We start from the raw sequence: 24,979 nt of genomic DNA, 5'->3' as shown, positions 1-24,979 counted from the left end.
CGGCTCTGTTTTATTTGCCTATCTGTCTGTTTTGCGGCCAAAAGTGATTTTATCTGCCTATTTAATTGCGACGCGCAAATTGGTTATAGTAAGCAGATTATGCAAAATGAGTGCTGATATGTCGCTGGTAAGGCTACTGAGCCTGTTGTTGATTTGCCTGGTGTTACCGGTCGTTGCGCAGCAAACGCGCTACGATCTGAGTAATTTGCCCATGCGCTTCGACGTCAACAGCGAACAGGCCAGCGTACAACTCACCAACCTCGATGACACCCTGCGCGTCAATCGGCAGGTTCTGGTTTATCACGAGCCTGGCCAGAATCCCGTGGATATCACGGACATTATTAGTCAGCGCGATGCATTTAGTTACCCCATCGGCAACGACAGTAATTTTGGTTTCAGTGACCGTGCTATCTGGCTGCGATTGACTCTGAGTAATTTTACTCAACAACCGGATTGGGTTCTGAATATTCCATTTGCGCAGCTGGAAAAAGTCGACTTTTATCTGGTTCAAAACGACGCCGTCATTACCCATCAAACTCAGGGCAAAACCGGCCAACAAGCGTTTCGCTATCCCGCCTTTGCCTTTGCGCTGGACAACCCCAGCTTGCATGATGTGTATCTGCGTATTGAAAGCCGCCGCAACGCGCGTATCGTGCCATTGGATCTGCAAAACGACAGCAGTTGGTTTACTGCCACCCTGACCGATACCATTTTATGGGGAGCATTTTACGGCGCCTTAATGATGCTGGCGGTGTACAACATCACCCTTTACCGTGGTACCCAGGAAAGCGCTAGCTTCGCCTATGTATGGTATATGGCGAGCGTTATCGTATGGGAGCTGGTGTGGGGTGGCCACTTGCTGCAACTGGCGAATAACAGCGTAACCCGCTGGTTGAGTGACCACAGCGATATACTGTTCAATCTGGTTGGCATCACTGCCGCCTGGTTTACCTTGCGCTTCCTCAATACGCCCAAAACGGCACCGCGCAGCCACTTTGCTATCAAGGTTATTCTGGTAAGTCAGTGCTTACTGATAGTCTTTTCTTTGGCGGCAATTTTACCCACAGGTACGCAACAGAATCTGGTCTATCTGGTTAATATATTGGGTATTTTGGCCTATCTGCTCGCCGGCTTTGAAAGTTATTCCGCCAATTATCTGCCCGCCCGTTACTTTATTTTCGCCTGGAGCATTCTGCTGACGATGGCGCTGATTGGCCTGTTTAGCCTGATTGGGGTCATGCCATCAAATGCGTTTACCACCTATTGTTTTCAGATTGGCGTGGTCATTGAAGCGGCGCTGTTCTCCATTGCCATCGTCGATAAGTACCGCTTCGAAATGGAAAATGAAATTACCCAGATCACTGATGATATGCGTAACAATCTGGAGCTGATTGAAGAACAAAACGCCCACCTGGATATTGCCCGCAAAGACGCCGTGCGCGCCAGCGAGGTGAAATCGCAGTTTCTGGCCAATGTCAGCCATGAGATCCGCACGCCACTCAATGCGATACTGGGCTTCAGCCGTGAATTGCAATCAGCCGATATTGGCCGTGAGAAACGTGAACACGCGCAGATTATTAATGCCGCCGCTAACAACCTGTTAGGTATCATCAATGACGTGCTGGATTTTTCCAAAATCGAAGCCGGCAAAATCAATATTAACAGCGAACCCTTTTCTCCTGAGCAGATGCTTGAGGAGGTCATTGGCCTGATGAGCAAAACGGCCCATGACAAAGGTCTGCAATTTATTTATCAACCGGTACTATTACCTGCCAAGCTGATTGGCGATGCTTCCCGCATCCGCCAAATCCTGACCAACCTGATCGGCAATGCCATAAAATTCACGCCACAAGGCCATATAAAACTGACTGTTAATGGCGAGTATCGTGAGGGCAGCTACTGGCTGAGTTTTGCCGTACAGGATACCGGTATCGGTATCAGCAGTAATCAGCAAACTGTGCTGTTTAAAGCCTTTAGTCAGGTGGATGACGCTATGAACCGCCAGTTCCAGGGCACCGGTTTGGGACTGGTAATCAGCCGGCAGCTCGCCCGATTGATGAATGGCGACATCACCCTCGAAAGTGAAATGGGCAAAGGTAGTACGTTCACTGCCACAGTGCGAACCCAACTACTTAACAGCCAAACCGGCCAGATGCTCAGTCCCCAATGGGCTAATTCACGCATTCGTCTGATTGAACCGTATGCGCCAGCCAACCATGCCCTGCGCGCATTGTTTGCGCAAATTGGTGCGACGCTGCTGGAGCCTGACTCAACCGAAAATGCTGACTTCCTGTTCTACAGCACCGAAAAACCGCTGAATGACGAGCAATTGGCTGAAGTGGAACACGCCGCAGCCAAACATAAAATTTTGCTGCGCCCAAGCTGCCTGAGTCTGCAACAACATCCCGCCATGCGTGCCCATTTTGAGAGTTGTATGGAGAAACCCGTGTTGTACTCTCGCCTCGATGGACTGTTGCATAGCCATGAACACACTCAGCAGGATCAATATCAGCTGCAACTGGCCGCCCTGCCGCAAATCCGGGTTCTGGCCGTGGATGATATGGAATTAAACCTGCGCCTGATCAGCACCTGGCTGAAAGACACACCTGTGCAGCTATCGACCTGTTTGAGTGGAAAAGATGCGGTCAGTCGCTGTGACATGGAAGAATTCGACCTGATCCTGATGGATGTGCAAATGCCACATATGGATGGCGTGCAAGCCTCTAAACGCATCCGTCAGACGGACCTAAACAGCGGGACGCCCATTATCGCGGTAACCGCCCACGCCATGAAGGATGAACAGGACAGACTGTTATCCTCAGGTATGGATGATTACCTGCCAAAACCGCTGGAACTGGAAGATCTGGTGGATGTCATTCACCGCTGGTGCAGCCCGCCAGAATCCAAACAATCCGACGCGGTTGACTGGCAAAAAGCTTTGCAGGCCAGTAATCACAATGAGCAAATTGCTGCCGAGATGTTACGTGACTTCCTGCTTCAACTACCGGCGATGCAACGGGAAATTGTCGAACTGGCCCACCAGCACCAGTATCAGGCGTTACAGCAAGCTGTACACAGGTTGCATGGTGTGTGCTGCTACACCGGCGTGCCCGCCCTGCAAAATCTGTGTAACGAACTGGAAACCCTGCTAAAGAAAGGCTACCTGCAACATGCCCTGGATCTTATTCCTGAATTTAATGGCGAGTGTCAGGCAGTGCTGATGCAGGGCCATCAGCAATTAAACTCAGCCGGTGCTGCGCATTAAGTAACGCTATCACCCGTTCGGCTGGCATCGCCAAATCCTGTGTTTCGATAAATAAATCATACCCCAACGCCTCGCGCAGCTTACGCTGACGGTGGGCGAACATCGCCTGCAAGCCATGTAACCGACGCCCATTTGGCAACCGGTATTCATCATCTTCCAGCATACTGGCCGAATAACACTGTCCCGTCGGGCAGCTTTGCTCTGCCAGCAATAATAATGGACGTTGCTGCAACATCAGCCGGTTGGCCAGACGAGGCGTAATATGGCCGATAATACTGTGTGGATCCTTCAGGCGAATGGCTACATAGCTCAACGTCTGGTGCTCCAGGCCCTGCAGGACACGAGGCTGCCCGACACGCTGAATCGCCTGCCATGGCAGCGACCACTGCCCATATTTGTGCACATAGGTGAGCGTTTGCGCCCCCAAACGCAACGCCTGCTCTGGCTCGAATTGTTTCACCAACCCAATCAGCAGAGCGCACAGGCTTGCTATCAACCAGAAATAACCGACCAGCGGTGCCGGGTTGTCCGTCCAGCGCAAATACGCAATCGCCAGAATCCCGGACAACACTGCCAGTACACTCACCGTCAGTGCATTGCGCCGGCCTTTATTTGCAATACACAGGGAATCGTTTAAAACCATACCGTTAGCACCAGCACTAACATCAGTACTGTCCAGATGAACATCGCGCGCAATCGCTTACAACGCTCACATTCTGTGTGCCACCAGCGAGTCAGGCGGCTTTTTTGCGTCTTTTGTTCAGACACTCAGGATCTCCGCAAGCAAATTATTGTGTTATAACAGGTTTTACTCAGGATGCAGTGATCCAAAATACTGGTCATACAGAATAGTTGGATCATTACGACAGATTGGATCGACTATGAGCGAAGCATTAACGCAACACTACAAACATATCATCGGCCTGTTAGGCGAGGATATCAATCGCGAAGGGCTGCAGGACACCCCCAAACGTGCTGCCAAGGCAATGGAATTCCTGACTGGCGGTTATCACGTCGAGTTAAACAAGATTATCAACGGTGCGGTATTTGAGTCTGATACCGATGAAATGGTGATTGTGCAGGACATTGAGTTTTACTCGTTGTGTGAGCACCATGTGTTGCCCTTCATTGGCCGCTGTCACATCGCCTACATCCCTAACGGCAAAGTATTGGGTCTGTCCAAATTCGCGCGGATTGTGGACATGTTTGCCCGCCGTCTGCAGATTCAGGAAAACCTCACCAAGCAAGTGGCCAGTACGGTACAGGAAGTCACCGGCGCGAAGGGCGTGGGGGTAATTATGGAAGCCAAGCACATGTGCATGATGATGCGTGGCGTTCAAAAGCAAAACTCGTCAATGGTGACTTCCGTTATGCTCGGCACCATGCGCGACTCACAGGCTGCCCGCAATGAGTTTTTACGTTTGATTGGGAAGTAACTGTTCAGCCAAATCTTCTGCGCTGAATTGCTCTAACTGACCTGGCAGCAGTGCTGCCAGGTCGCCACTGACCCGAATCAGATCACGTAACATATCGGGTAAGGCCTGCTTCAATCCCCGCAGCTCTGCTTCAGATAAACCCGCGGTCAGATCCTGTTGACGCGCAAACACCTTCAGGCATTTTAGCGCACGCCGCACTCTCGCCTGCCAATCAGCAAACTCTGCGGGGCGTTTATGCTGCGCCATTTGCCAGGCTGATTTCCAACTCTCACTCAGTTGCCCCTGTGCCAGCAATACACCCGCACACCAATGGGCTAATTGCGCGTCGTCTGCCAGATAATCAGGCAAGACAAATGCATCATGCAGCTGCTGATCTAAATAGTCGCGCAATCTCAGCAGTAACTCATCGCCAAGCAACTGCAACTGCTCATCACCTAACTGACCCGGATGGGATGCCAGTGTCCACGGCCACCAGGTGGACGGCAACGGGATCTCGGGTGCAACAGCCACCGCAAAAATAATGCCGTCTATCGCAGCCGGTGGGCGCAAGAAAGGCAGGCTTTCATACAAATTTTGCAAAGGATTTGTCACGCAGATTCCCGTCAGTAAGGGCTGTAGCCTCTTAGCGAACACTATAACAAAGCCACGGTCTGACATAAATTATGACATTTTCAACGGTTGCCTTCGCTTTGAAATGTTATATTATCACATCACACTAATCACTTAATGTTATCCGGGTTGTAATGCGCACTGTCACTCTTATCGCTCTGACCGTTTCCTCCGCCTTTGCTTATGCTCAGCAAAGTACGCAGCGAGATGAAACAGAGGTCGAAAATATTGTCGTCACGTCATCCCCTCTGGGACGTTCCGTGCTGGAGTCGGCCACGCCGATTAGCGTGTTAAGTGGCGATGAATTGCAGCAAAATATGGCTGCCACACTCGGTGACACTCTGAATAATACGGTTGGCGTGCATTCCAGCTATTTTGGCCCGGTAGCCGGCAGCCCGATTATTCGTGGATTAGATGGCCCGCGCATAAAAGTTGTGCGTAATGGGCTGGATGTGTCGGATGCCTCCCGGGTTGGTCCAGACCATGCGGTAACCGGCGATGCCTCGACCGCTACTCAAATCGAGATCCTGCGTGGCCCTGCCACATTACTGTATGGGTCGGGTGCCATTGGCGGTGTGGTCAACGTGGTCGACAGCCGTCTGCCTCAACAACGTCAAACCGGTGTCAGTGGCAGCGTGACCACGCGTTACGCGAGCGCGGCTGATGAAATTAATCTGGCTACTAATCTGGATGGTGGTCAGGGTGAATTTGCCTGGCACCTGGATGGCTTCTATCGTCAGTCCGACGACTATCGCATTCCCGGGTTTGCCTCCAGTGCGCCCGATGAGGATGAGCAACCCGGTCGCCTGGAAAATACCGCAATTGATACCAATGGCTTTACCTTGGGTGCCGGCTGGATTGGCGAGCAAATCACCGCATCACTGGCCGTCGGTCAAATGAATAATCGTTACGGCGTGCCGGGACATCACGGTCACCACGAAGAAGAACAAGCAACCGAATTACCCGAAGAAGAGGGCACCCAGAGCGATCAGCAACAGGACAATCTGCAATTGCTGCTGGATTGGCGCAATCCGGGCTCGGCATTTAAAGCGATACATATGCGTGGCGCGTATACCGACTATGCCCACAGTGAAATCGAAGATGGCCAGATTGGCACGACCTTTATCAATAAAACCCAGGAAGGCCGTTTATGGGCAGAATTGCATGACATCGCGGGATGGCGCAGTGTGATCGGCACCCAATATAAACACACAGATTTTTCTGCCATTGGCGATGAGGCATTTACCCCGCCTACCGTAACCATTGAACAGGGCATTTACCTGCTGGAAGAAAACCAACAGGGTAACATGCTGTGGCAATTGGGCGGACGTATCGATCGGATTAAACACACAGTCGATGCCGCTAATTTCGCCGCCTTCCCTGTCGCGCCGGATAACAGCACATTTACCACCTATAGTGCGTCACTGGGCGGCGTTTATCGCCTCAATCCGGTCAGCACCCTGCATATTAACCTGGCGCATTCCGAGCGCGCACCGGATGCATCCGAATTATATGCATTCGGCCCACATATCGGTGCGGGTACTTATGAAATAGGCAGTAGTTTTACTCTCGGTGAGCAGAATGACATTGTGGTGATCAGTACCACCAATCAGTTTGAGAAAGAAAAATCTCTGAATCTGGATCTGGGGTATCGCGTGTCCGGCGATCACTGGCACCTGAATAGCAGTGTGTTTTATAACAACATTGCCAATTATATTTTTCAGCAGGACACCGGGTTGGTATTTGCCGATGGCGAAATTCAACACGAACATGACGCCCCTACCGATGAGCATGCCCATGAGGAGTTGCCGGTTTTCCAGTTCGCACAGCAAGATGCCACCCTGTATGGGTTTGAAGTCGAGTGGGATTATCACATCAATGACCAGTGGCGTACTCAGTGGTTCAGCGATTACACCCGAGCGAGATTAGCAGACGACGCCAATGTGCCACGTATCCCGCCATTGCGCCTCGGTGCCGAACTCCATTTTGAACAGGGCAATTGGCATGGCGAAATAAGCCTGGTACGCAATTTCTCGCAGAATAAGATTGCCGCCAGCGAAACCAGTACGGACGGTTATACCCTGCTGGATATCAGTGCCAATTATTATATGCCTTTGCAAAGTGTCGATCTGACCTGGTATGTCAAAGGATCCAACTTATTGAATGAAGAAGCACGGGTACATGCCTCCTTTCTTAAAGACAATGCGCCCTTACCCGGCCGCGGAGTTAGTGTAGGCGTTAAAGCCAGTTTCTAATCCAGGGCGCACTATGCGCCCTGTTTTTTATATGCCAGACTGGTGGCATGCAAAGACTCGAATTACTTATTCCGCCGCCGATTGTCGCCCTGCTGTGTGTCGGCATGATGTGGTATATCCATAGGTATCTGCCGGTCATCCCTTTGACCGTATGGTTACCGTTTAGCCTTGTGCTTGGTATCGTTGGAGGGATTTGTGGCGCATGGGCGCTGTGGTTATTTGTGCGTCAGCACACCACCATCAACCCGCACACACCTCACAAAAGCTCCCAATTGGTCACCCGGGGTAGCTATCGCATCACACGCAACCCCATGTATCTGGGAGTATTGTGTTTTTTGCTGGCGCTGACCACGGTCTGGCAAAATCTTGCGACGCTGGCAGGGCCGCTAATCTTTGTGCTGTATCTGAATCGCTTTCAAATCCAGCCGGAGGAACGCATTTTACGGGAACGCTTCGGCCAGGCCTATATGGACTATTGTGAACGGGTCAGACGCTGGTTATAGCCCCAGCGTTAATCCCAATTGATAGAGTTGATTCTTCTTCAGGTCATAATGGGCGGCGACCAATGCGGCCGCTTTCTTCAGAGGTAATTCCCCGCAAAGAGTGCGCAACAGGCGCTCCGCGTCGGCAGGGATCCCCTCCTCGCGAATCTTGGCCGGGCCAATCATCAACACAAATTCGCCTTTCTGATGCACCTCATCGGCGCGCAACCAGTCACTGATGGATGCTGCCGAGCCTGACTGAAAGGTTTCAAAGGCTTTCGTCAGTTCTTTCGCCAGAACGATGTGGCGCTCTTCGCCCAGCACCGCGCTGATCATCTGCATGGTATCCAGCACCCGGCGCGGGGCTTCGTAAAAAATACAGGTTTCCTGGCTATCCGCCAACGCGTTGAGGGCATCCTCACGTGCCTGCTGTTTCACCGGCAAGAAACCACAAAAACGGAATTTATCGGTTGGCAGACCACTGGCGCTAAGTGCCGCAATGGCTGCGCACGCGCCCGGAATCGGCACAACCCGATGCCCCGCCTGGCGGCACTGACTCACCAGACCATAACCAGGATCAGAAATAAGCGGTGTACCTGCATCGGAGATCAACGCGATTTGTTGCCCCTCGTCGAGCAGATCAATCAGCTGACGGGCGCGCTGCTGTTCATTGTGATCATGCAAAGACAACATGCGGGTTGTGATACTAAATTGCTGCAACAAGCGCTGGCTATGGCGGGTGTCTTCCGCGGCAATCAAATCCACCGATGCCAGAGTGTCTATCGCGCGCTGACTGATATCGGTCAGATTTCCAATGGGTGTTGCCACCACAAACAATGTACCTGTTGCTTTCAAACTGTTTAACCTCAGCCACGCATGGCTTACACTAGCCCCAAATGATTGAACTGCAATGGATAAATGGCATGACCCTGACCCGCATAAGCATAGTCAGTATTCTCAGCACTGTGTTGCTCGCTTGTGCCACTGGCCCCAAACCTGTGCCGCGGGTAGAACAACCCAAAGTCGACGACACGCCAGCCACGGCCACGCCCATTGCGCCGCAAGACTACCTGCAACAGGCCAAACAGGCAAACAACGAGAGCGAAAAACTCGAGTTATTACTGGACGCAGCGGACGCCTGGCAGCAAACCGATTGCAATAAAAGCCTGCGAATTATCGAAACCCTGCGTGACAGCCTGACGTTGGCAACACAACAGGGCCGCGCCACGTTAATTGAGGCAGAGTGTTTGTATCAGCACGATATGGGGCAACAAGCGATTGGGTTATTACTGGCCCATGATTTTGACTTGTCGCTGCAACCACGCTTACTGACATTGCGAGCTCATATGGCAGAGCAGGAAAATCGCGCACTGGATGCCGCCCGTCTTTACCAGCAACTGAGTCATTACGATGTCGCGGCAAATCAAAAAATCTGGCCGTTACTCAAACAGTTGTCATTAAAGCAGTTAGAACAGGCTGCCCTGCAACGTGGTGAGTTAAAAGCCTGGTTACAACTGGCGCTGATTACCCGTCACTTTGCTAACGATGCGCTGCTGATGGCCTCGCAATTACAACAATGGCGCGCACAATACCCCAATCACCCAGCCAATCTGACCTTACCGGAAGACCTGGATCAGGCGTTACAGACGCAAGGCTTCAAACCGCAACATGTGGCGGTACTGCTGCCGCTCAGTGGTCGCCTGCAAGCTCAGGGCGAGGCAATTAAACAGGGCCTGTTGGCGGCGTATTTCCCCCAATCTGGTCAGCGCCCGGTGATTCAGTTTTTCGATACCAACCGTCTGCCGATGGCGGAGATTGCGACCCAGCTGAATGAGGTGGATTTTGTCATCGGCCCCTTGTTAAAAGACAACATTGATGCGCTGGCGCCACTGATCGCAGATAAACCCATGCTGGCACTGAATCGTAGCGACGCCGCAAACCATGACGAGCATTATTTTTATGCGCTGGCCCCGGAGGATGAGGGCCAACAACTGGCGCGGTCTTTATTAGAGCGTGGCTTTCAGCATCCGGTATTAGCTATATCCAGTTCGCCGGCATTACAGCGCATGGCCGCCAGTTTTTCACTGCATTGGCAGTTACAAAAAGACAAGTTACCGCCTCAGGTGATCTTCGACTCGAACAAAACCATGCAGCAAGGCATGGAATCACTGCTGGAAGTCGACCAGAGCAACCAACGGATCAAAGCCATCCAAAGCATGTTCCCCGGCGAAGTACACGCGTTTCACCGTAACCGTCAGGATGTGGATGCCATCGTGTTATTTGCCAACCCGGAAGAAACCGAATTACTCGTGCCCATTATCGAGTCGAGCATTAGTCCGTTTTCGGCCATTATTCCGGTCTTCGCATCTTCGCGTAGTTTCAGTCACGACTTAAAAGCCAATTCACTACGCGACTTACACGACCTCAGTTTTATCGATATGCCGTGGATGTTGCCACAGCATGGCTGGGTTGGGGTTGAGCAGCAAAGCGAAGCATTGTGGCCAAATCGGCAGGACAGCCTCAAGCGATTGTTCGCCATGGGCTATGACAGCTGGCAGATGATCCCGCACTTACGTCATATGGCCATCTTGCCTGAGTTACGGGTAAAGGGTATGACGGGTGAGCTGGCGCTGGATGAAAACCAAACCATCCATCGCACTCTGAGCTGGGGTAAGATCCAGCAGGAGAAGGTAATTAAACTTGCCATGGAATAGCCCACGCTGGTCACGTTTGATTGGTCAAAACCATGAAAAACGTGCCTGTCAGTTTTTACAACAGCAAGGGTTGGCACTGGTACAAGCCAATTATCAATGCCGTCAGGGCGAAATCGACCTGATTATGCGCCAGCAGGACATGTTGGTATTTATTGAAGTCAAATACCGGCAATCGGCCAGTCATGGCGCTGCGGCAGAATATTTCCATACAAGCAAACGACAAAAATTTGAGCGGGCAATTGCTCACTACTTACACCAACAGGGCATTAACCCCAGTAGCCAGGCAATGAGGATTGATGTTGTCGCCATGACAGATGACAATATCGACTGGTTACAGGGTGTCTGAATTAGATTGAAATAACACAATGATTGAACATATACGCGCCAGTTTTACCGAAAGTATTCAAACCAAAATTGTGGCTACCGACACATTAGCCGAACCGATCGCCTATGCAGCACAAATGCTGGTCAGTGCACTGGTCAACGGCAATAAGATTCTGTGTTGCGGTAATGGCGGTTCTGCACTTGAGGCACAGCGCTTCAGCGCCACGCTGTTAAACCGTTTTGAACGGGAGCGTCCCAGCTTACCGGCCTTATCCCTGACCGCGGAAGGCGCAGCGCTGACCGCTATTTCCAACGATTATCAATTCGCTGAGGTGTTTTCCAAGCAAGTTCGCGCACTGGGCCAGCCCGGTGACGTGCTGTTAGCGATTTCCACCAGCGGCAACTCACGTAATATTATCCAGGCCATGGAAGCGGCGCTTAGCCGCGATATGACCATTGTGGCGCTGACCGGTAAAGATGGCGGCGAAATGGCCGGGTTGCTTGGCCCGAATGATGTCGAAATCCGCGTGCCATCGGCACGAACCGTGCGCATTCACGAAGTGCATATGTTGGCGATCAATGTCCTGTGTGAGTCCATCGATGATTACTTGTTTCCCGATCACAGTGAGGTGCAGCATGCTTAGAACAGGTTTAGTTTTGTGCGTACTCATGGCCCTGCAGGGCTGTGCAGCCGTATTAGTGGCAGGTGGCGTTGGCGTCGCCGCATCGGCCCATGACCGCCGCTCGCTGGGTACACAAATAGATGACAAGACTGCCACCAGCCGGATTTATCAGGCGATTGCAGCAGAAAAAGATCTGGATGATGCCAGCCATATCGTTGTGAGCGTATTTAACGGCGTGGTATTACTAACCGGCCAGACACCGACCGATGAGTTTAAGCGTCGCGCAGGAGAGTTAGCGGCGGGCGTAGAGAACCTGCGCAAAGTGCATAACCAAATCCGCATCAATCAGCCCACGGCACCAAGTACCCGCGCCTATGACATCTGGCTGGCGTCCAAGGTGAAAACCAAACTGCTGGCCGATGAGCGGGTCGACGGCTTACATATTGAAGTGGTAGTGGAAGACTCAGAAGTCTTTTTACTGGGACTGGTCAATGAAGATGAAGCGGCCATTGCGGTGGATATTGCCCGCAACGCCGATGGCGTCGCGCAAGTGATAAAAGCGTTCGAATACCGCAGCTAAATTTAAGGAAAGCCTGATGCAACAAACCCTACGCCTGATAATCGATTGCCCGGATCAAATTGGTCTGGTGGCCACTGTGAGCCAGTTTCTGGCCACACATCAGGCAAATATCATCGAGGCTAACCATCATACAGATCTGCAAACCGGGCACTTTTTTATGCGCCACGAAATCCGCGCCGACAGCCTGACATTGTCAGAACAGGATTTCGAACGCGCCTTTACGCCCATCGCAGCCAAATACCATATGAACTGGCGTATTACTGCGTCAGCACGCAAAGCCAAAGTGGCCTTATTGGCCAGCCATGAATCCCATTGTCTGGTTGATGTACTACATCGCTGGCACAGTGGAGAGCTGGATTGTGACATTGCCTGTATTATCGCCAACCACCCGCAAATGAAGCAATTTGCCGATTGGTATGGCGTGCCGTTTCATTTTGTTGAATTCAAAGCAGACAACAAACCCCAGGCATTTAATCAGATCGCCCAACTCATCAATGAGTATCAATCCGACCTGACCGTGCTTGCACGCTTTATGCAAATTCTGCCGGATAGCCTGTGCCAACAACTGGCCGGACGGGCGATCAATATTCATCATAGTTTCCTGCCATCCTTTGCCGGTGCCCGTCCTTATCAGCAAGCCTATGAGCGCGGTGTAAAACTGATTGGCGCAACCTGCCATTACGTCACCAGTGACTTAGACGAAGGGCCGATTATCGAACAGGAAGTGGTGCGCATCAGTCATAGTGACAGCGCCGCGGATATGGTGCGAAAAGGTAAAGACTGTGAAAAAACCGCGCTGGCACGCGGCATTCGGTATCATCTGGAAGATCGCGTCATCATCCATGGCAACAAAACTGTGGTGTTTGCCTGAGGCTCAGAATCGGGCGCGATAGGTCAGTTTCAGAGCGTGGTTGGTAAATTCTTGCTGCGGATTTACCAGCGAGTCCTGATCCGCCTGTAAACGGGTAGAGGATAATCTCAGTTCCAGATGGTCATCCCCCCACACATGTGCGGTACGAGCACTGACAAACACGCCTTCGCCCTGCTCCAGCACCAGATTGATGGCATTGCCAACATTTAAATCACCAGACAAATAGCGACGCACGCCGACACCAACCGTGCTGCTGGCTGTTAACTGCATCACTGGCATCATCTCAAGTGCCGCACTATTGAGACGGAACTGACACATGCCGCCTTCCACTTCATGACGACGCATTAGCAGACTCGCGTCCAGTGCAAAGCGGGGACTGAGACGCCAATCCAAATTCAGCTCTCGGCGTTTATCTTCCAGCCCGGCAAAGCTGTACTTTTGACTCGTCAGGGTTAATTTAGCCTGATCGCCCGGATTACCGAACCAGTGGCGTTGTTGGCTTTTCCAGATATCCCAGTCACCGGCATGGCTGGCGAAAGACAACATCGAACAAACAAGTAACAGTATTTTCATAACCGGCCTCTACAACATAATCAGGCGATAACCTGATACTACGAGAAACTGCCGAATTAACCAGTATGCAAACCCATACCCATCATGCCTAAAATATGAGCAAGTCGTTAACCATCTGTTTTTAAACCTCTTGTGTCAGCGATTACTGGTATTCGATTCGCGCTTTTTTTAGACTAGTCGTGATTGTGCTGGGAACTTGCTATGAAATTTTACCTTACTGCCCTATTCATATTGTTCATCTGCGCCTGTTCACCGGCCCCCGAACCCAAAAAGAGCCTGCTTGACTCACCAACCTATTTACAGCAACTACGCTGCGTAGACGCACATCAGCCGCAGCAGGCTGTTTCGCCAGCACCGCAAAGCTGCCAGCAGGACAGCGATTGTCAGGCTTGTGGCGATGGATGGCGCTGTACTGAAAACAGTTGCCATAACCATACGGACAGCCCAGTCGCGCTTATGCCCATGGCAGCGGGCCGGGTTGCTCCTTTGCAGCATCCAGCCAAAGATCTGAACACCAACCTGACGCACCCCGGCTGTTATCCTCAAATAGCCTGCCAGGGCCAGCCGCTTGCTGGAGTCTCCAGTGCAGAAACATGCCGCGCTCAAGGCGGTCACAGTTTTCAAGACACCCATACCTGTGTGAGTCTGCAACCGGCCGGTAACTAATTCCCGGCCGGGGGTAAAATTTGCTTGTTCGCGCGCGCATTCGCGGCTCCAAGCTCTCCCCTAAAATTAACAAATTCCATAAAAATCAAAAACTTAAACAAAATCATCCAATCTGGCACAACAATCGCATTCTCCTAAGCATGGCTGACTACTTCAGCCGCAACCATTCAGGAGGACATCATGTTAGGTTGGGCATTGACGTTTCTGGTTATCGCGCTTGTCGCAGCATTGTTTGGTTTTGGTGGTATTGCAGGTGCAGCAGCCGGAATAGCAAAGATTATCTTTTTCGTATTTTTAGTGTTGTTAGTAATTTCATTAGTCGCGGGTGCATTGCGCGGTAAAGCGCCGCTTTAACAAGGAGAAAGGATCATGAAAGTTTCAGTAACAAAATCGATTAAGCATGCATTGTTTATCGCTGGTTTGTCGTTAGGTATTGCAGCCTGTTCCGATAATGACGCGGAAGAAGCCGGTGAGCAAATTGACCAGATGGTCGATGATGCCGGTGACGCGATGGAAGATGCAGGTGACAGCATCAGTGATGCAGCTACCGATGCGGGCAACGCCATCGAAGACGCCTGTGAAGATGTAAAAGACAGTGTGGATGCAGAAGACAAAGATTGCTAATTGACTTCCCTGCTACCGGCCCTCTGCCGGTCCCTTATTAAGCCAGTCCTGCGACTGGCTTTTTTTTATTTCTCATCTGGCATACCTCGCGTATACAACACTCCGGCGCCAATAAAGGTGGCCATCACCCACAACACGTTTTCCTGCAATACGTCATGCAACCCCGCATAAATAAGCCCGCAGCAGATTAGCGCGAACCCGACCAGCGTATTCGCCGCTGCGACAAACTGTGTCCGGGTTTGCCCTTCGGCGATATCCAGCAGATAGGTTTTACGTCCGGTGCGGATCCCGGCATGGGCAACCGACAGCACAAAAAATCCACTGACTGCCGCCACATCGCCCCATTCGCGCATCAGATAAAATCCAGTACATGCCGATACCGCCAGAAGCCCGGCAATCAACAGCGTGAGCCGGGCACTGCGATCCGCCAGAGCGCCCCACACAGCTGACGATAAAAATGACGCCACAGCGCTTGCCACAATAAACCATGGAAGACTAAACGCATCGCCCTGATTGAGACTAATAAAATAAGGAGCGACCAGCGCCGAGTGCAACATCAACACCCTGCTGACAATAAGGCTTTGTAACGCATCATGGGATTTCACTGTTACCCACAAGGACGGACTGGCTGCGTCTTCATCACTGCGATACTGCATACTCAAGCCAGCCGAAAGCATCGCTGAGAGCGCAAACATACCGCCCGAAACCGCCAGTAACGCCACCAGCAACAGATGGGCAAAACTTTGCTGCCCCAACATCAGCATAACCGCCGTCAACACGGACAATGCGCCGGCCGCCGAACTGGCCCAGCCTACCAATTTCCCGCGTCGGCCTTTTTCAATCAGTGCCCCCTGAATATCTTTCATACTTAATGAGCAGACTGCCCGACCCACGCTCATCATTGCCAGCAATAGCAACACACACCACCCAGCGAACACAGGTGGTAACCACCATCCAGCCGCGGCCATAGCCAGTACCGCACTCGCTTGCGTGAGCATACCGCCGCGCCACAGCAGAATGCGGCGTTCAATCCCGGCACTGAACCGGCCAATCCACCATTGAGGAATCAGTGATCCCGACTCCCGAATGGGAACCAATAACCCCACCATCCATGTCGGTGCAGCAATCGTCTGTAGCAGCCAGGGCAAGGTGGTTTTCGCCGACATCAATAAATCTGCCAGCTTGCTGGCAACACTAATGAGCAGCAGTTGAATGAAGGTGCGACGCGGTTGCTGTTGTTCAGTCATTAGGTGTCCCGCTGCAGATGCCCCTGCGCATAGGTAAAGGTCTTTGTGAGTCCATCGGTATTTTTTTCAAAATTCCGCAACTGTTACCACCAGCATGCCATTTTAGATCACAAAAAGCATTACAAAACAATAACCTGGGCATTGGCACAGATTTGGCAATCTCTCTGCATAACCTTTCATTTCACGTTAATCTGAAGGAGTAACATGATGATTGCCTGGATCTCAATATTCATTGTTTTAGCCAGTGTTGCTGTCATTTTATCGGTTAGTGGCCTTACTCAAGGGAGTTTCCTGACCACATTTTTAGCCTCTGCGGGTATTTTGTTTCTATTGTTATTAATCGCTATGGGGCTGTTGGCACGTAAGTTTAAAAAACAATAAGGAGTTAACTACCGATGGATTCTCCACATCGTATGCCTATCCAGCATTTCTACGCCGCAGGTGCGCTGGGATGCGCGCTGATTGCCGCGACCCTGCCGGTTTATTTCAGCTGGATTCTGCTGTGGGGCGCCTTGTCACTGGCTGCGGTATCTCTGGCATATTATCTGGAGTTACCACATATCTTTCGTAAACGCGCTGATGGCTCGATTCCCTGGACAATTCGCTGGTTGTTTATTCCATTTTTATTCGGCGCACAGCTGTACAACAGTGTGGCACGCCGCCGCGATAGTGTACCTGCGTTACAGGAGATAGAGCCGGGATTATTTCTGGCCTGTCGATTGTTTCCTTCAGACGTGCCACAACTGCACAAACTCAACGTGGGCGCGGTGCTGGACGTCACTGCAGAGTTTGATGCGCTGGACTGGAGTCTGCTGGATACGCCAATCAATTATCTGAATGTCCCGGTACTGGATCATCAGGCGCCCGGGGTGGCAAAGATGCACCGGGCCATCAACTGGGTGGATCATCAACGACGTCAGGGCAAAGGCGTGGTAATCCACTGTGCGCTGGGACGCGGTCGATCGGTACTGATGATGGCGGCCTATTTGCTCGCTCGCCATCCAAAGCGCAGTGTCGATGAAGTCCTGACCCAGATTAATGCCATTCGCCAGACCGCCCGGCTGAACAAGCGTCAGTACAAGCGTCTGGCCGAAGCCCATCACCAGGGCTTGTTACGCTTACAGATCTCAGCCTGGCTGATTGCCAATCCTGTATCCGGGGGCGGCAAATTTGCTCAGTACCGTGCAGATATTGAAACCACCCTGAGTCCTTACTTCGATTTACAAATCTGTACCACCAGTAAGGAGCAAGGCGCTGATTACTACGCCCGACAAGCCCTGCAGCAAGGGGCCAAATTACTGATTGCCTGCGGCGGCGATGGTACCGTTAGCGAAGTTGCCGACACCTTAGTACGCGAACAAAGCGATGCCATTTTAGGCATTATTCCACTGGGTACAACCAATGCACTCAGCCACGCCCTGATGGGGCTGGATGCCAAACTCCTGCCGGTTGCCAGCGCCTGCCAGCACATTATTGATGGTCATGCGCGCAGCATGGACGTGGCCTGGTGCAACGAAAAACTGGCGATGCTGGTGATAGGCGTGGGCTTTGAACAACGCATGATTGAACTGGCGGATCGTGAGCGCAAGAATCAATTGGGTCAATTCGCCTATTTAAGCGGCTTATGGCAGGCTATTGATCAGAATCGTCACCTGACGTTACAGGTACAATTCGATGATGAGGCGCCGAGCGACATCGAGACGGCCAGCCTGACCGTGGCCAATTCCGCGCCGTTTACTACGTTACTGGCGCAGGGTAATGGCGAGCCGCAATGGGATGATGGTTTACTGGATGTGACCTGGCTGGCCAATGATCCAGACGGAGAAGAACGCCTGATCAGTCTGGCGGAGCTGGCGCTGGCCGCCACCAGCAGCATCAAACTCGGCGTCAATGTCCAGCACAGGCTTGCCAAACGGCTGCGTATATCTGCCGGACATCCACTGGATTATGTGATCGATGGCGAAACCTATCAGGCCGACAGTCTGGATATCACCATTCAACCCGGTGCGTTAAAAGTCTGTACCGCGATACCGGCGCATCTTAAGGACTAAGTCCATTGTACCTGTTACACTCCGGCTACTTTTTTATCAGTGAGCAGGTATCAATGAGCTATCCCATCGGCACACCAGGCACAGCCTGGGGAGAAACTGAAAAGCAACAGTGGCTGACCGCCCAGCAGATTAAACGCAGCTATCAGCAGGAGGTCGTCAGCGAGCTTCAAAGCATGCCGGCGCATTTCGAGGTCATTCAATATGGTGCATTGCCCTATGATGCCGCCCGTTACCCGCTGTTTATCCTCAAAAGTCACCCCTGGCACGCAGAGCTCCCCACCGTGCTGGTCACCGGCGGAGTGCATGGTTATGAAACCAGTGGCGTGCACGGCGCACTGGCATTTGCCAGATTGGCAGCGGGCGAATACCTGAGCCATTTCAATCTATTAGTCGCACCCTGTTTGAGCCCTTGGGGCTACGAAACCATCAATCGCTGGAATCCCATGGCGGTCGATCCAAATCGTTCCTTTTACCCGAATAGTCCGGCGCCCGAAGCGGCCTTACTGATGAACACAGTGCAGGCTTTGGGGGTAAGTATCTATGCCCATTTCGACCTGCATGAAACCACCGATACCGACAATTCTGAGTTTCGTCCGGCGCTGGCCGCGCGCGATGGCACCGTGCATGACAACTGGAATATTCCGGATGGGTTTTACGTGGTGGATGACAGTGTAAATCCTCAGCCTGCGTTTCAGGCAGCGGTGATACAAGCCGTCGAGAAGGTCACGCATATTGCCCCGGCTGATGAAAACGGCGAGATTATCGGTTCACCACTGGAGCAAAAAGGTGTGATCAATTACGCCAAAGCACGGCTTGGATTGTGTGGTGGATTTAGCCAGGCGAATTATGTCACGACAACGGAAGTGTATCCTGATAGCGCCAGCGCGACGCCACAAAACTGTATTGATGCGCAGGTCGCCGCCATCCGTGGCGGGCTGGATTATTTACTCAACCTTTAGTCGATTATTGACGCCCTAATTCAGGGCGTCGTCTTTCCAGTATTTGGTGCCTTTTACCGTGGCCTGTAACGCTAAACCGCTTTCGGTTAGCTGGTAAATGGTCATATTGTCGACGGTAAGTTCCCCACCTACCGCAGCACCCTGCTCACCCGCTTTCGCTGCCGCATCAGCCTGGCCACCAAATGCCCAACCCTGATCGACGAAACGTTGCATGGTGTCGCGATTATGGAACACAAACACCAGACGGAAGTCTTTTACGCCGGCACCTAATCCCACGCCCACCTCAGCCATTTTCATGTAGGTTTGCTGACCGCTGGCATTATCCTGTACCACACCGTAACCCCCGCCAAAGCTGGCCAGAATAAGGTTAACATTGGCATTGCTGAATACCGCATAGCCAGGCGCCGACTGAATCTGCGCACGGGTCGATGGTTTCTGCGCGTACAATTCATTAAGCACGTTGCTGCGCATGTCCTGCACCGCTGCACGTTTTTCAGCAACACTGCTGCCAGGGCTGGCACAGCCCGCCAAACCTATCACCAGCAAACTCAACATCATTAAGCGACTTATCATATCGTTCTCCTCATCATTCAATTGTCTCCGTCCACACTGCAGATATCGTGCCTGACAGTAAACGCAGGCCAAATCAGTCCTGAGCATAGTCACCTTTAAATCATCGGGTAAATTTCACCCTCGCAGTGGTAAAATTTACGGATTTTCGCCTCTCCTGCCCCAACTAAATTCAACCAACACCGCCATTTACGTGGTTTTGCTAACTGGCCTGATTTTTGATTCTCCCTGATGCAGTTCATCAAATGATGCGACGTACATGACTGTAATTATCGGAATTAAGGAGAAGATGATGTCGACAAAAACGTATCTGAGTCTCACGGCCGCGCTATTACTGGCCGCGTGCAGCAGTAACCAAGCGCAGGTTTACGCACCGGCCGACGAAGAAGGCGCGCAAGGCTACACAGAGCAGCAACTCACGGATAGTCAGTACCGAATCACCTTCACCGCTGACAAAGACACGGCAAGCAGCCAGATTCGTGACTACGCTATGTTGCGAGCCGCCGAACTGACACTGCAAAAAGGCCATGACTGGTTTATGTTGCAGGACAGCGACACCAGCCAGACCAGCCGTGAAGTGATGGAAGTGAAAGAAACCATCGGCCAGCGTCAGGTAGTCAGAGAGTGCGGTTTACTGGGTTGCAGTAGTTATGTTACGCCGGCTTATCAAGGTACCAGCATCAGCACCCGTAAAGTGGCGGGTAATATTTCCACTACCCTGACCATCAGTATGGGGGATGGCCAACCCACTAATCCTAATCAGGTCTTTGATGCCGCGCAGCTAGCCGATAATCTGCGTGCCAGCATGGATCGCAACGGCGTATAACGCCGAACGGAGTTGCTATGCGCCTGACCATTGCCAGTCTGCTGCTTTCACTTACCCTGCTTGGTGCCTGCAGTCAGACACCGCGGCCAGCAGACACTGACGCAACGGCGCCCGTTACCGTCTCCACACAACAGGGGACGGTCACCGTGCAACCCACCGTGGTCGGTTATCAGATTGATGAGGCTGACGATCCATTGGAAAGCATTAATCGGCCGATTTTTGCATTTAACCACGTGTTATACCGATATTTGCTCAATCCCATCGGCCGCGGTTATCAGGCAATCATGCCAGACCCTGCCAAACAGGGCGTGAGTAATTTCTTTGCTAACCTGCGCGAGCCTCTCAACCTGGTGAATAATTTTGCGCAGGGCGATGGATCCGGTGGCTTTACCAATTTGGGCCGTTTTCTGATCAACACCACGATTGGTCTGGCTGGCTTATTCGACCCTGCGACGGCCTGGTTTGATCTACCGGCGGATAAAGCCAGTCTCAATGAAACACTGCGCCATTATGATGTGGGGCGCGGCGCATTTGTGGTTATCCCCATTCTCGGCCAGTCGGATCTGCGTAACGGCGCATCCAGCTTTACCGAATCCATGTTTCATCCGGTGCACTACACCTTTGAAGATCCCACCGACGACCAGTTACTGGGCTTCAAAGCCCTGCATGACTTTAGTCCTCGGGTAAAAACCTACGATGAGCTTTACGATCAGGCCGAAGACCCCTATGTATTTTTCCGCAATCTCTATCTGCAGGGGCAGATGCGTGACGATGCGGCACAACAACCGGCAGAAGACGAGGTAAACAAGGACGCGACTGATGGCGGCCAGTAACCCCAGCGCGTTTGTGCTGCGTTTTCCGCGCACAGTGATCGTCGCCTTTATCCTGCTGAGCGTTTTGCTGGGCTGGTTTGCCCAGTATTTTCGCATCGATGCCAGTGCCGATACCCTGCTGAGTAAAGGCAATCAGCTTTATATCCAAACCCGTCAGATGGACCAACGCTTTGCTCCGCAGGAGTTTATCCTGCTGGCGTACCAGCCAACGGCACACGCGTTATTCAGCCAGACAACCTTCGATGATCTTGAAAGCCTTAGCCAGCAATTAGGTAAATTGCCAAGAGTGGCCGGCGTCACCCACATACTCAATGTACCGTTACTGTCCACCGCCGGCCAACTGGGCGGTGATATCAACCCGGATCAGTTTACCTGGCAGACAAAGCACTTCAGCCCCGAGCAGATGCAACAGATTTTTACCAACCATCCACTGTTTACTGATTTGCTGGTCAATCAGCAACAGACCGCCACGGCAATCCAAATTCTGTTTCGCGACGACGAGACGTTGCGAAAGATAGACAATCAAATCACCAATATTGAGAGCAAGCGGTTACAGGGTGAACTCAGTGAGCAGGACGAGCAGCAACTGGCCAAATTGAAACAACAGGCGGATCCCCTGCGTCAGGCTCTGGATAAACAACGTCAACAGGAAATCGAACAGATTTACCAGCTGATTAAACCCTATGAGTCACGCGCCCAACTGTATCTGGGCGGCGCCCACGTTTTGGGTTTTGAGCTAATCAATATTATCAGCGCCGATTTGGTTACCTTTGGCAGTGCCATTGCGGGTGCTATCTGCCTGTTGCTGTGGTGGTTCTTTGGCCACTGGCGTTGGGTGATATTGCCGATGCTGTGTTGCGCAGTGAGTGTAGTGGCGACCATTGGGCTGTTCGGGGCGTTTGATCTGCGCACCACCATTATTTCGTCCAATTTTATTGCGCTGCAGCTGATTCTGACATTGGCGATTGTGGTCCACCTTATTGTGCAATATCGCCAGTTAGCCAGTAACGCCGACGATGCCAGTCAGATGGAGCTGGTCAGTCAAACCCTGGCTGACAAGACCCGCCCGTGTCTGTATGCCGGCATTACGACCTCGGTTGGCTTTGCGTCATTGATTTTCAGTGGGATCCAGCCAGTGGTCAGTTTTGGCTATATGATGATTCTGGCCATGGGCATGTCGCTGCTGGTGAGTTTGTTGCTGTTCCCCGCCTGCTTGATGTTATTTAAGCGCGAAGCCCCCAGCAGCGCCAGCCAGCTAAGTCAGGCTTTCCTTGCCGGCGCCTTACGCCTGGTCAATGGCCGTCCGAAATTCATCCTCAGTGTCGGCGCAATGCTGGCGGTTATCAGTGTGGGCGGCTTATTACTGCTGAATGTGGAAAACAGCTTCCTGAACTACTTTGCCAAAGATACCCGCGTCCACCAGCAACTGAAATTTATCGACCAGCAATTTGGTGGTACGACCGCACTGGATGTGGTCGTGGACCTGCCGGATGATACAGCGAAAGACGGCGTGGAACTGAGCGCGCAAAGCGTGCTGACCCTGCAAAAAATTCAGGCAGTCCTGCGCCAGTATCCTGCCAGCGGCAATATCACCTCGGTAGTAAATTTCACCGAACTGGCACGACAGATTAATGATGACAAACCGCTCACTGAATATGAATTGAGCGCCTTATACCATCTGCTGGATAACGACCTGCGTGAACGCCTGCTCGGCGCCTACTATGACCCCGAACACCGTCAACTGCGCATCAGTACCCGGGTCAAAGACAGTACCGAGGGGTTACGCCGCGCCGACTACCTGGCTGGTTTACGCGAAGATTTTAACGCCAACGGCATTGATTCCGAACGCCTGACCCTGACCAACCTGTTTATGTTGTATCAGGACATTTTGCAGCGTTTGTTTGAGTCACAAATTCTGACCCTGGGGATTGTCTACGTTGCCCTGTATCTGATTCTGTGGCTGCTATTCCGTCATCCCAAAGTCGCGCTGATTGCGCTGGTGCCTAATGTGTTATGTACCCTGATGATTCTCGCCTTGATGGGCTATCTGGCAATTCCGCTGGATCTGATGACGATTACCATTTCCGCCATTGCCATGGGCATTGCGGTCGACGATACCATTCATATGGTGCACCACTATCGCCAGCAGAAAGATCAAAACGGCGACGCCATGGCGCACACCTTCGACCATGTGGGTCGCGCCATGCTGTATACCAGCAGCCTGATTGCCGTGGGCTTTTCCCTGTTGGCATTTTCTGATTTTGTGCCCAGTTTGCTGTTTGGCCTGCTCACCGCGGCGGCCATGCTATTCGCCCTGTTGACCGACCTGCTATTGCTACCTGTGATGTTGAAACGTTATCTGGCGTAATCCTTGCGCGGACACGGTAAATTTTACTGTGTCCGAATATCTACATCCGCAAGCTGTCAATTTAATGCCATATAATTCAGATAGTTAAGAACAGAACCAAACTGGCACAGGCATTGCGATAATCTGGATTTGCACGCGGAGGCAGTATGCAGATCCCCTCACTGGACAAAATCTGGCAATTAATCCACGACAAACTCTACAACTGGATGGAACTGGGTGCACAACACGTACCGAATATGGTGGTTGCACTGCTGGTTGCCGTGGTGTTTGCATTTCTGGCGCGCTTTATCGCATCCGGCACACAGCAAATCCTCAAACGTTCCGTCGATTCCCTGCAGATTGCCAGCTTGTTGGCTGCCATCGTTCGCATTCTGATTCTGGGTATCGGCCTGTTTATTGCGCTGGATTTTCTGGGCCTTAAGGGCACCGTCACCTCACTACTGGCGGGTGCCGGGATCGTCGGTCTGGCTATCGGTTTTGCTTTTCAGGATATGACGGAAAACCTGATTGCCGGCGTCGCCATGGGTATTCGTAAGCCGTTTCGGCCCGGTGATGTGATCGAAGCCGACGGCGTATTTGGCACCGTAGACACGATTAATTTGCGCAACACCCTGCTTACCAGTTTTTATGGGCAGCGCCTGATTGTGCCCAATAAAATGCTGTTTCAGAACAAGCTGACCAATTTCAGCGCACTTGGCGTGCGGCGCATTGAAGTGCCTGTCGGCATTTCCTACGCGGATGACCCGGATAAGGCCCGTGAGGTGTTGGTCGAGGCACTGAATCAATGTGATTTTGTTATCCGTCAGGACGAGACTCAGGTGTATTGCGAAGGCTTCGGTGCCAGCAGTATCGACCTGCTGGTATGGTGCTGGATCAGCTACCCGGGGGAAACTGGCTTTATGGAGGCGCGCCACCAAATCGTCAGCGTGATTAAACGTACCCTGGCTGATAATGACATCCTTATCCCATTCCCGATCCGCACGCTGGATTTTGGCATCCGTGGGGGCGTGGCATTACAGGAGCAACTGAGCGCAACGGCGCGCAAAGAGGGATCTGCGGCAAACGATCATGGCGACTGACTACCAATGTGAGTCGGAACGGGT

General features: G+C 52.1%; 26 protein-coding genes. 19 read left to right on the top strand and 7 right to left on the bottom strand.

Going from position 1 to position 24,979, the window contains the following annotated elements:
• Positions 1–106: 106 nt before the first annotated feature.
• Positions 107–3,265: a hybrid sensor histidine kinase/response regulator gene (locus tag TK45_RS11660; protein WP_131259008.1), complete on the top strand. Its 3,159-nt coding sequence runs from the start codon at positions 107–109 to the stop codon at positions 3,263–3,265.
• Here the strand turns inward: TK45_RS11660 and TK45_RS11655 are convergent.
• Complete coding sequence (locus tag TK45_RS11655) at positions 3,195–3,908, bottom strand: DUF2982 domain-containing protein (protein WP_131259007.1); 714 nt, start codon at positions 3,906–3,908, stop codon at positions 3,195–3,197. The genes TK45_RS11660 and TK45_RS11655 overlap by 71 nt on opposite strands.
• Entirely contained in the window at positions 3,899–4,033 is a 135-nt protein-coding gene (locus TK45_RS16405; protein WP_256372532.1) for a hypothetical protein, read from the bottom strand. The genes TK45_RS11655 and TK45_RS16405 overlap by 10 nt, the downstream gene beginning before the upstream one ends.
• Before the next feature lie 113 nt (positions 4,034–4,146).
• Here TK45_RS16405 and folE point away from each other — a divergent pair, with 113 nt between their 5' ends.
• Positions 4,147–4,701 carry a GTP cyclohydrolase I FolE gene (gene folE / locus TK45_RS11650; protein ID WP_131259005.1) on the top strand — a complete coding sequence of 185 codons (555 nt, stop codon included), beginning with the start codon at positions 4,147–4,149 and terminating at the stop codon, positions 4,699–4,701.
• Here folE and TK45_RS11645 read toward each other — a convergent pair.
• A complete protein-coding gene (locus TK45_RS11645; protein ID WP_165490773.1) occupies positions 4,681–5,292 on the bottom strand; it encodes a UPF0149 family protein in 612 nt (203 codons plus the stop codon). The two genes, folE and TK45_RS11645, sit on opposite strands and share 21 nt — an antisense overlap.
• A gap of 152 nt (positions 5,293–5,444) precedes the next feature.
• On the opposite strand from TK45_RS11645, the gene TK45_RS11640 reads away from it, so the two are divergent.
• Together TK45_RS11640 and TK45_RS11635 are read left to right on the top strand one after the other, a co-directional pair.
• A complete protein-coding gene (locus TK45_RS11640) occupies positions 5,445–7,565 on the top strand; it encodes a TonB-dependent receptor (RefSeq protein WP_131259001.1) in 2,121 nt (706 codons plus the stop codon).
• A gap of 47 nt (positions 7,566–7,612) precedes the next feature.
• Positions 7,613–8,068, top strand: coding sequence for an isoprenylcysteine carboxylmethyltransferase family protein (locus tag TK45_RS11635; RefSeq protein ID WP_131258999.1), 456 nt, complete (start codon positions 7,613–7,615; stop codon positions 8,066–8,068).
• Here the strand turns inward: TK45_RS11635 and rsmI are convergent.
• Positions 8,063–8,902 (bottom strand): 16S rRNA (cytidine(1402)-2'-O)-methyltransferase, encoded by an 840-nt coding sequence (gene rsmI / locus TK45_RS11630; RefSeq protein ID WP_131258997.1) that lies wholly within the window; start codon positions 8,900–8,902, stop codon positions 8,063–8,065. The two genes, TK45_RS11635 and rsmI, sit on opposite strands and share 6 nt — an antisense overlap.
• A 41-nt stretch (positions 8,903–8,943) precedes the next feature.
• Between rsmI and TK45_RS11625 the strand changes: the two genes are divergently transcribed.
• From TK45_RS11625 to purU, 5 genes are read left to right on the top strand one after another with little or no spacing between them, the layout of a single operon-like run.
• Positions 8,944–10,761 carry a penicillin-binding protein activator gene (locus TK45_RS11625; RefSeq protein WP_131258995.1) on the top strand — a complete coding sequence of 606 codons (1,818 nt, stop codon included), beginning with the start codon at positions 8,944–8,946 and terminating at the stop codon, positions 10,759–10,761.
• Positions 10,748–11,107 (top strand): YraN family protein, encoded by a 360-nt coding sequence (locus TK45_RS11620; protein WP_131258993.1) that lies wholly within the window; start codon positions 10,748–10,750, stop codon positions 11,105–11,107. The genes TK45_RS11625 and TK45_RS11620 overlap by 14 nt, the downstream gene beginning before the upstream one ends.
• 19 nt (positions 11,108–11,126) lie before the next feature.
• Positions 11,127–11,729, top strand: coding sequence for a phosphoheptose isomerase (locus TK45_RS11615; protein ID WP_131258991.1), 603 nt, complete (start codon positions 11,127–11,129; stop codon positions 11,727–11,729).
• Positions 11,722–12,288 (top strand): BON domain-containing protein, encoded by a 567-nt coding sequence (locus TK45_RS11610; protein WP_131258989.1) that lies wholly within the window; start codon positions 11,722–11,724, stop codon positions 12,286–12,288. The genes TK45_RS11615 and TK45_RS11610 overlap by 8 nt, the downstream gene beginning before the upstream one ends.
• A 16-nt stretch (positions 12,289–12,304) precedes the next feature.
• Positions 12,305–13,159 (top strand): formyltetrahydrofolate deformylase, encoded by an 855-nt coding sequence (gene purU, locus TK45_RS11605; RefSeq protein ID WP_131258987.1) that lies wholly within the window; start codon positions 12,305–12,307, stop codon positions 13,157–13,159.
• 3 nt (positions 13,160–13,162) lie between these two features.
• On the opposite strand, the gene TK45_RS11600 is transcribed toward purU, so the two are convergent.
• A complete protein-coding gene (locus tag TK45_RS11600; protein ID WP_131258985.1) occupies positions 13,163–13,732 on the bottom strand; it encodes a hypothetical protein in 570 nt (189 codons plus the stop codon).
• 201 nt (positions 13,733–13,933) lie between these two features.
• Here TK45_RS11600 and TK45_RS11595 point away from each other — a divergent pair, with 201 nt between their 5' ends.
• The 3 genes from TK45_RS11595 to TK45_RS11585 all read left to right on the top strand — a co-directional run bounded on the left by TK45_RS11595 (position 13,934) and on the right by TK45_RS11585 (position 15,022).
• A complete protein-coding gene (locus TK45_RS11595) occupies positions 13,934–14,398 on the top strand; it encodes a hypothetical protein (protein ID WP_131258983.1) in 465 nt (154 codons plus the stop codon).
• A gap of 180 nt (positions 14,399–14,578) precedes the next feature.
• Positions 14,579–14,752, top strand: coding sequence for a DUF1328 domain-containing protein (locus TK45_RS11590; RefSeq protein WP_131258981.1), 174 nt, complete (start codon positions 14,579–14,581; stop codon positions 14,750–14,752).
• A gap of 15 nt (positions 14,753–14,767) precedes the next feature.
• The gene (locus tag TK45_RS11585) at positions 14,768–15,022 is read left to right on the top strand and encodes a hypothetical protein (RefSeq protein ID WP_131258979.1); all 255 of its coding nucleotides are present in this window, start codon (positions 14,768–14,770) and stop codon (positions 15,020–15,022) included.
• 65 nt (positions 15,023–15,087) lie between these two features.
• On the opposite strand, the gene TK45_RS11580 is transcribed toward TK45_RS11585, so the two are convergent.
• Complete coding sequence (locus tag TK45_RS11580; RefSeq protein WP_165490772.1) at positions 15,088–16,269, bottom strand: MFS transporter; 1,182 nt, start codon at positions 16,267–16,269, stop codon at positions 15,088–15,090.
• A gap of 204 nt (positions 16,270–16,473) precedes the next feature.
• On the opposite strand from TK45_RS11580, the gene TK45_RS16245 reads away from it, so the two are divergent.
• From TK45_RS16245 to TK45_RS11570, 3 genes are read left to right on the top strand one after another with little or no spacing between them, the layout of a single operon-like run.
• Positions 16,474–16,650, top strand: coding sequence for a hypothetical protein (locus TK45_RS16245; protein WP_165490771.1), 177 nt, complete (start codon positions 16,474–16,476; stop codon positions 16,648–16,650).
• Positions 16,651–16,664: 14 nt separating this feature from the next.
• Positions 16,665–18,320 (top strand): diacylglycerol kinase family protein, encoded by a 1,656-nt coding sequence (locus TK45_RS11575; protein ID WP_254426601.1) that lies wholly within the window; start codon positions 16,665–16,667, stop codon positions 18,318–18,320.
• Positions 18,321–18,373: 53 nt separating this feature from the next.
• Positions 18,374–19,279 (top strand): M14 family metallocarboxypeptidase, encoded by a 906-nt coding sequence (locus tag TK45_RS11570; RefSeq protein ID WP_131258975.1) that lies wholly within the window; start codon positions 18,374–18,376, stop codon positions 19,277–19,279.
• 15 nt (positions 19,280–19,294) lie between these two features.
• Here the strand turns inward: TK45_RS11570 and TK45_RS11565 are convergent, their stop codons facing one another.
• Positions 19,295–19,852, bottom strand: a complete 558-nt coding sequence (locus tag TK45_RS11565) for a YSC84-related protein (protein ID WP_131258973.1) — start codon at positions 19,850–19,852, stop codon at positions 19,295–19,297.
• Positions 19,853–20,141: 289 nt separating this feature from the next.
• Here TK45_RS11565 and TK45_RS11560 point away from each other — a divergent pair, with 289 nt between their 5' ends.
• From TK45_RS11560 to TK45_RS11545, 4 genes are all read left to right on the top strand, one after another.
• Positions 20,142–20,675, top strand: a complete 534-nt coding sequence (locus TK45_RS11560; RefSeq protein WP_131258971.1) for a hypothetical protein — start codon at positions 20,142–20,144, stop codon at positions 20,673–20,675.
• Between the two features lie 17 nt (positions 20,676–20,692).
• Positions 20,693–21,508 (top strand): VacJ family lipoprotein, encoded by an 816-nt coding sequence (locus TK45_RS11555; RefSeq protein ID WP_131258969.1) that lies wholly within the window; start codon positions 20,693–20,695, stop codon positions 21,506–21,508.
• Entirely contained in the window at positions 21,495–23,876 is a 2,382-nt protein-coding gene (locus TK45_RS11550; protein WP_131258967.1) for an MMPL family transporter, read from the top strand. Before TK45_RS11555 ends, TK45_RS11550 begins: the two co-directional genes overlap by 14 nt.
• A gap of 146 nt (positions 23,877–24,022) precedes the next feature.
• A complete protein-coding gene (locus TK45_RS11545; protein WP_131258965.1) occupies positions 24,023–24,955 on the top strand; it encodes a mechanosensitive ion channel family protein in 933 nt (310 codons plus the stop codon).
• Positions 24,956–24,979: the final 24 nt, after the last annotated feature.

Source organism: Bowmanella sp. JS7-9 (assembly GCF_004329715.1).
In the GTDB taxonomy this organism is placed as follows: Bacteria; Pseudomonadota; Gammaproteobacteria; order Enterobacterales; family Alteromonadaceae; genus Pseudobowmanella; species Pseudobowmanella zhangzhouensis.
Note: the sequence above shows the minus strand (reverse complement) of the source record. Positions and strands in the feature narration are given on the sequence as shown.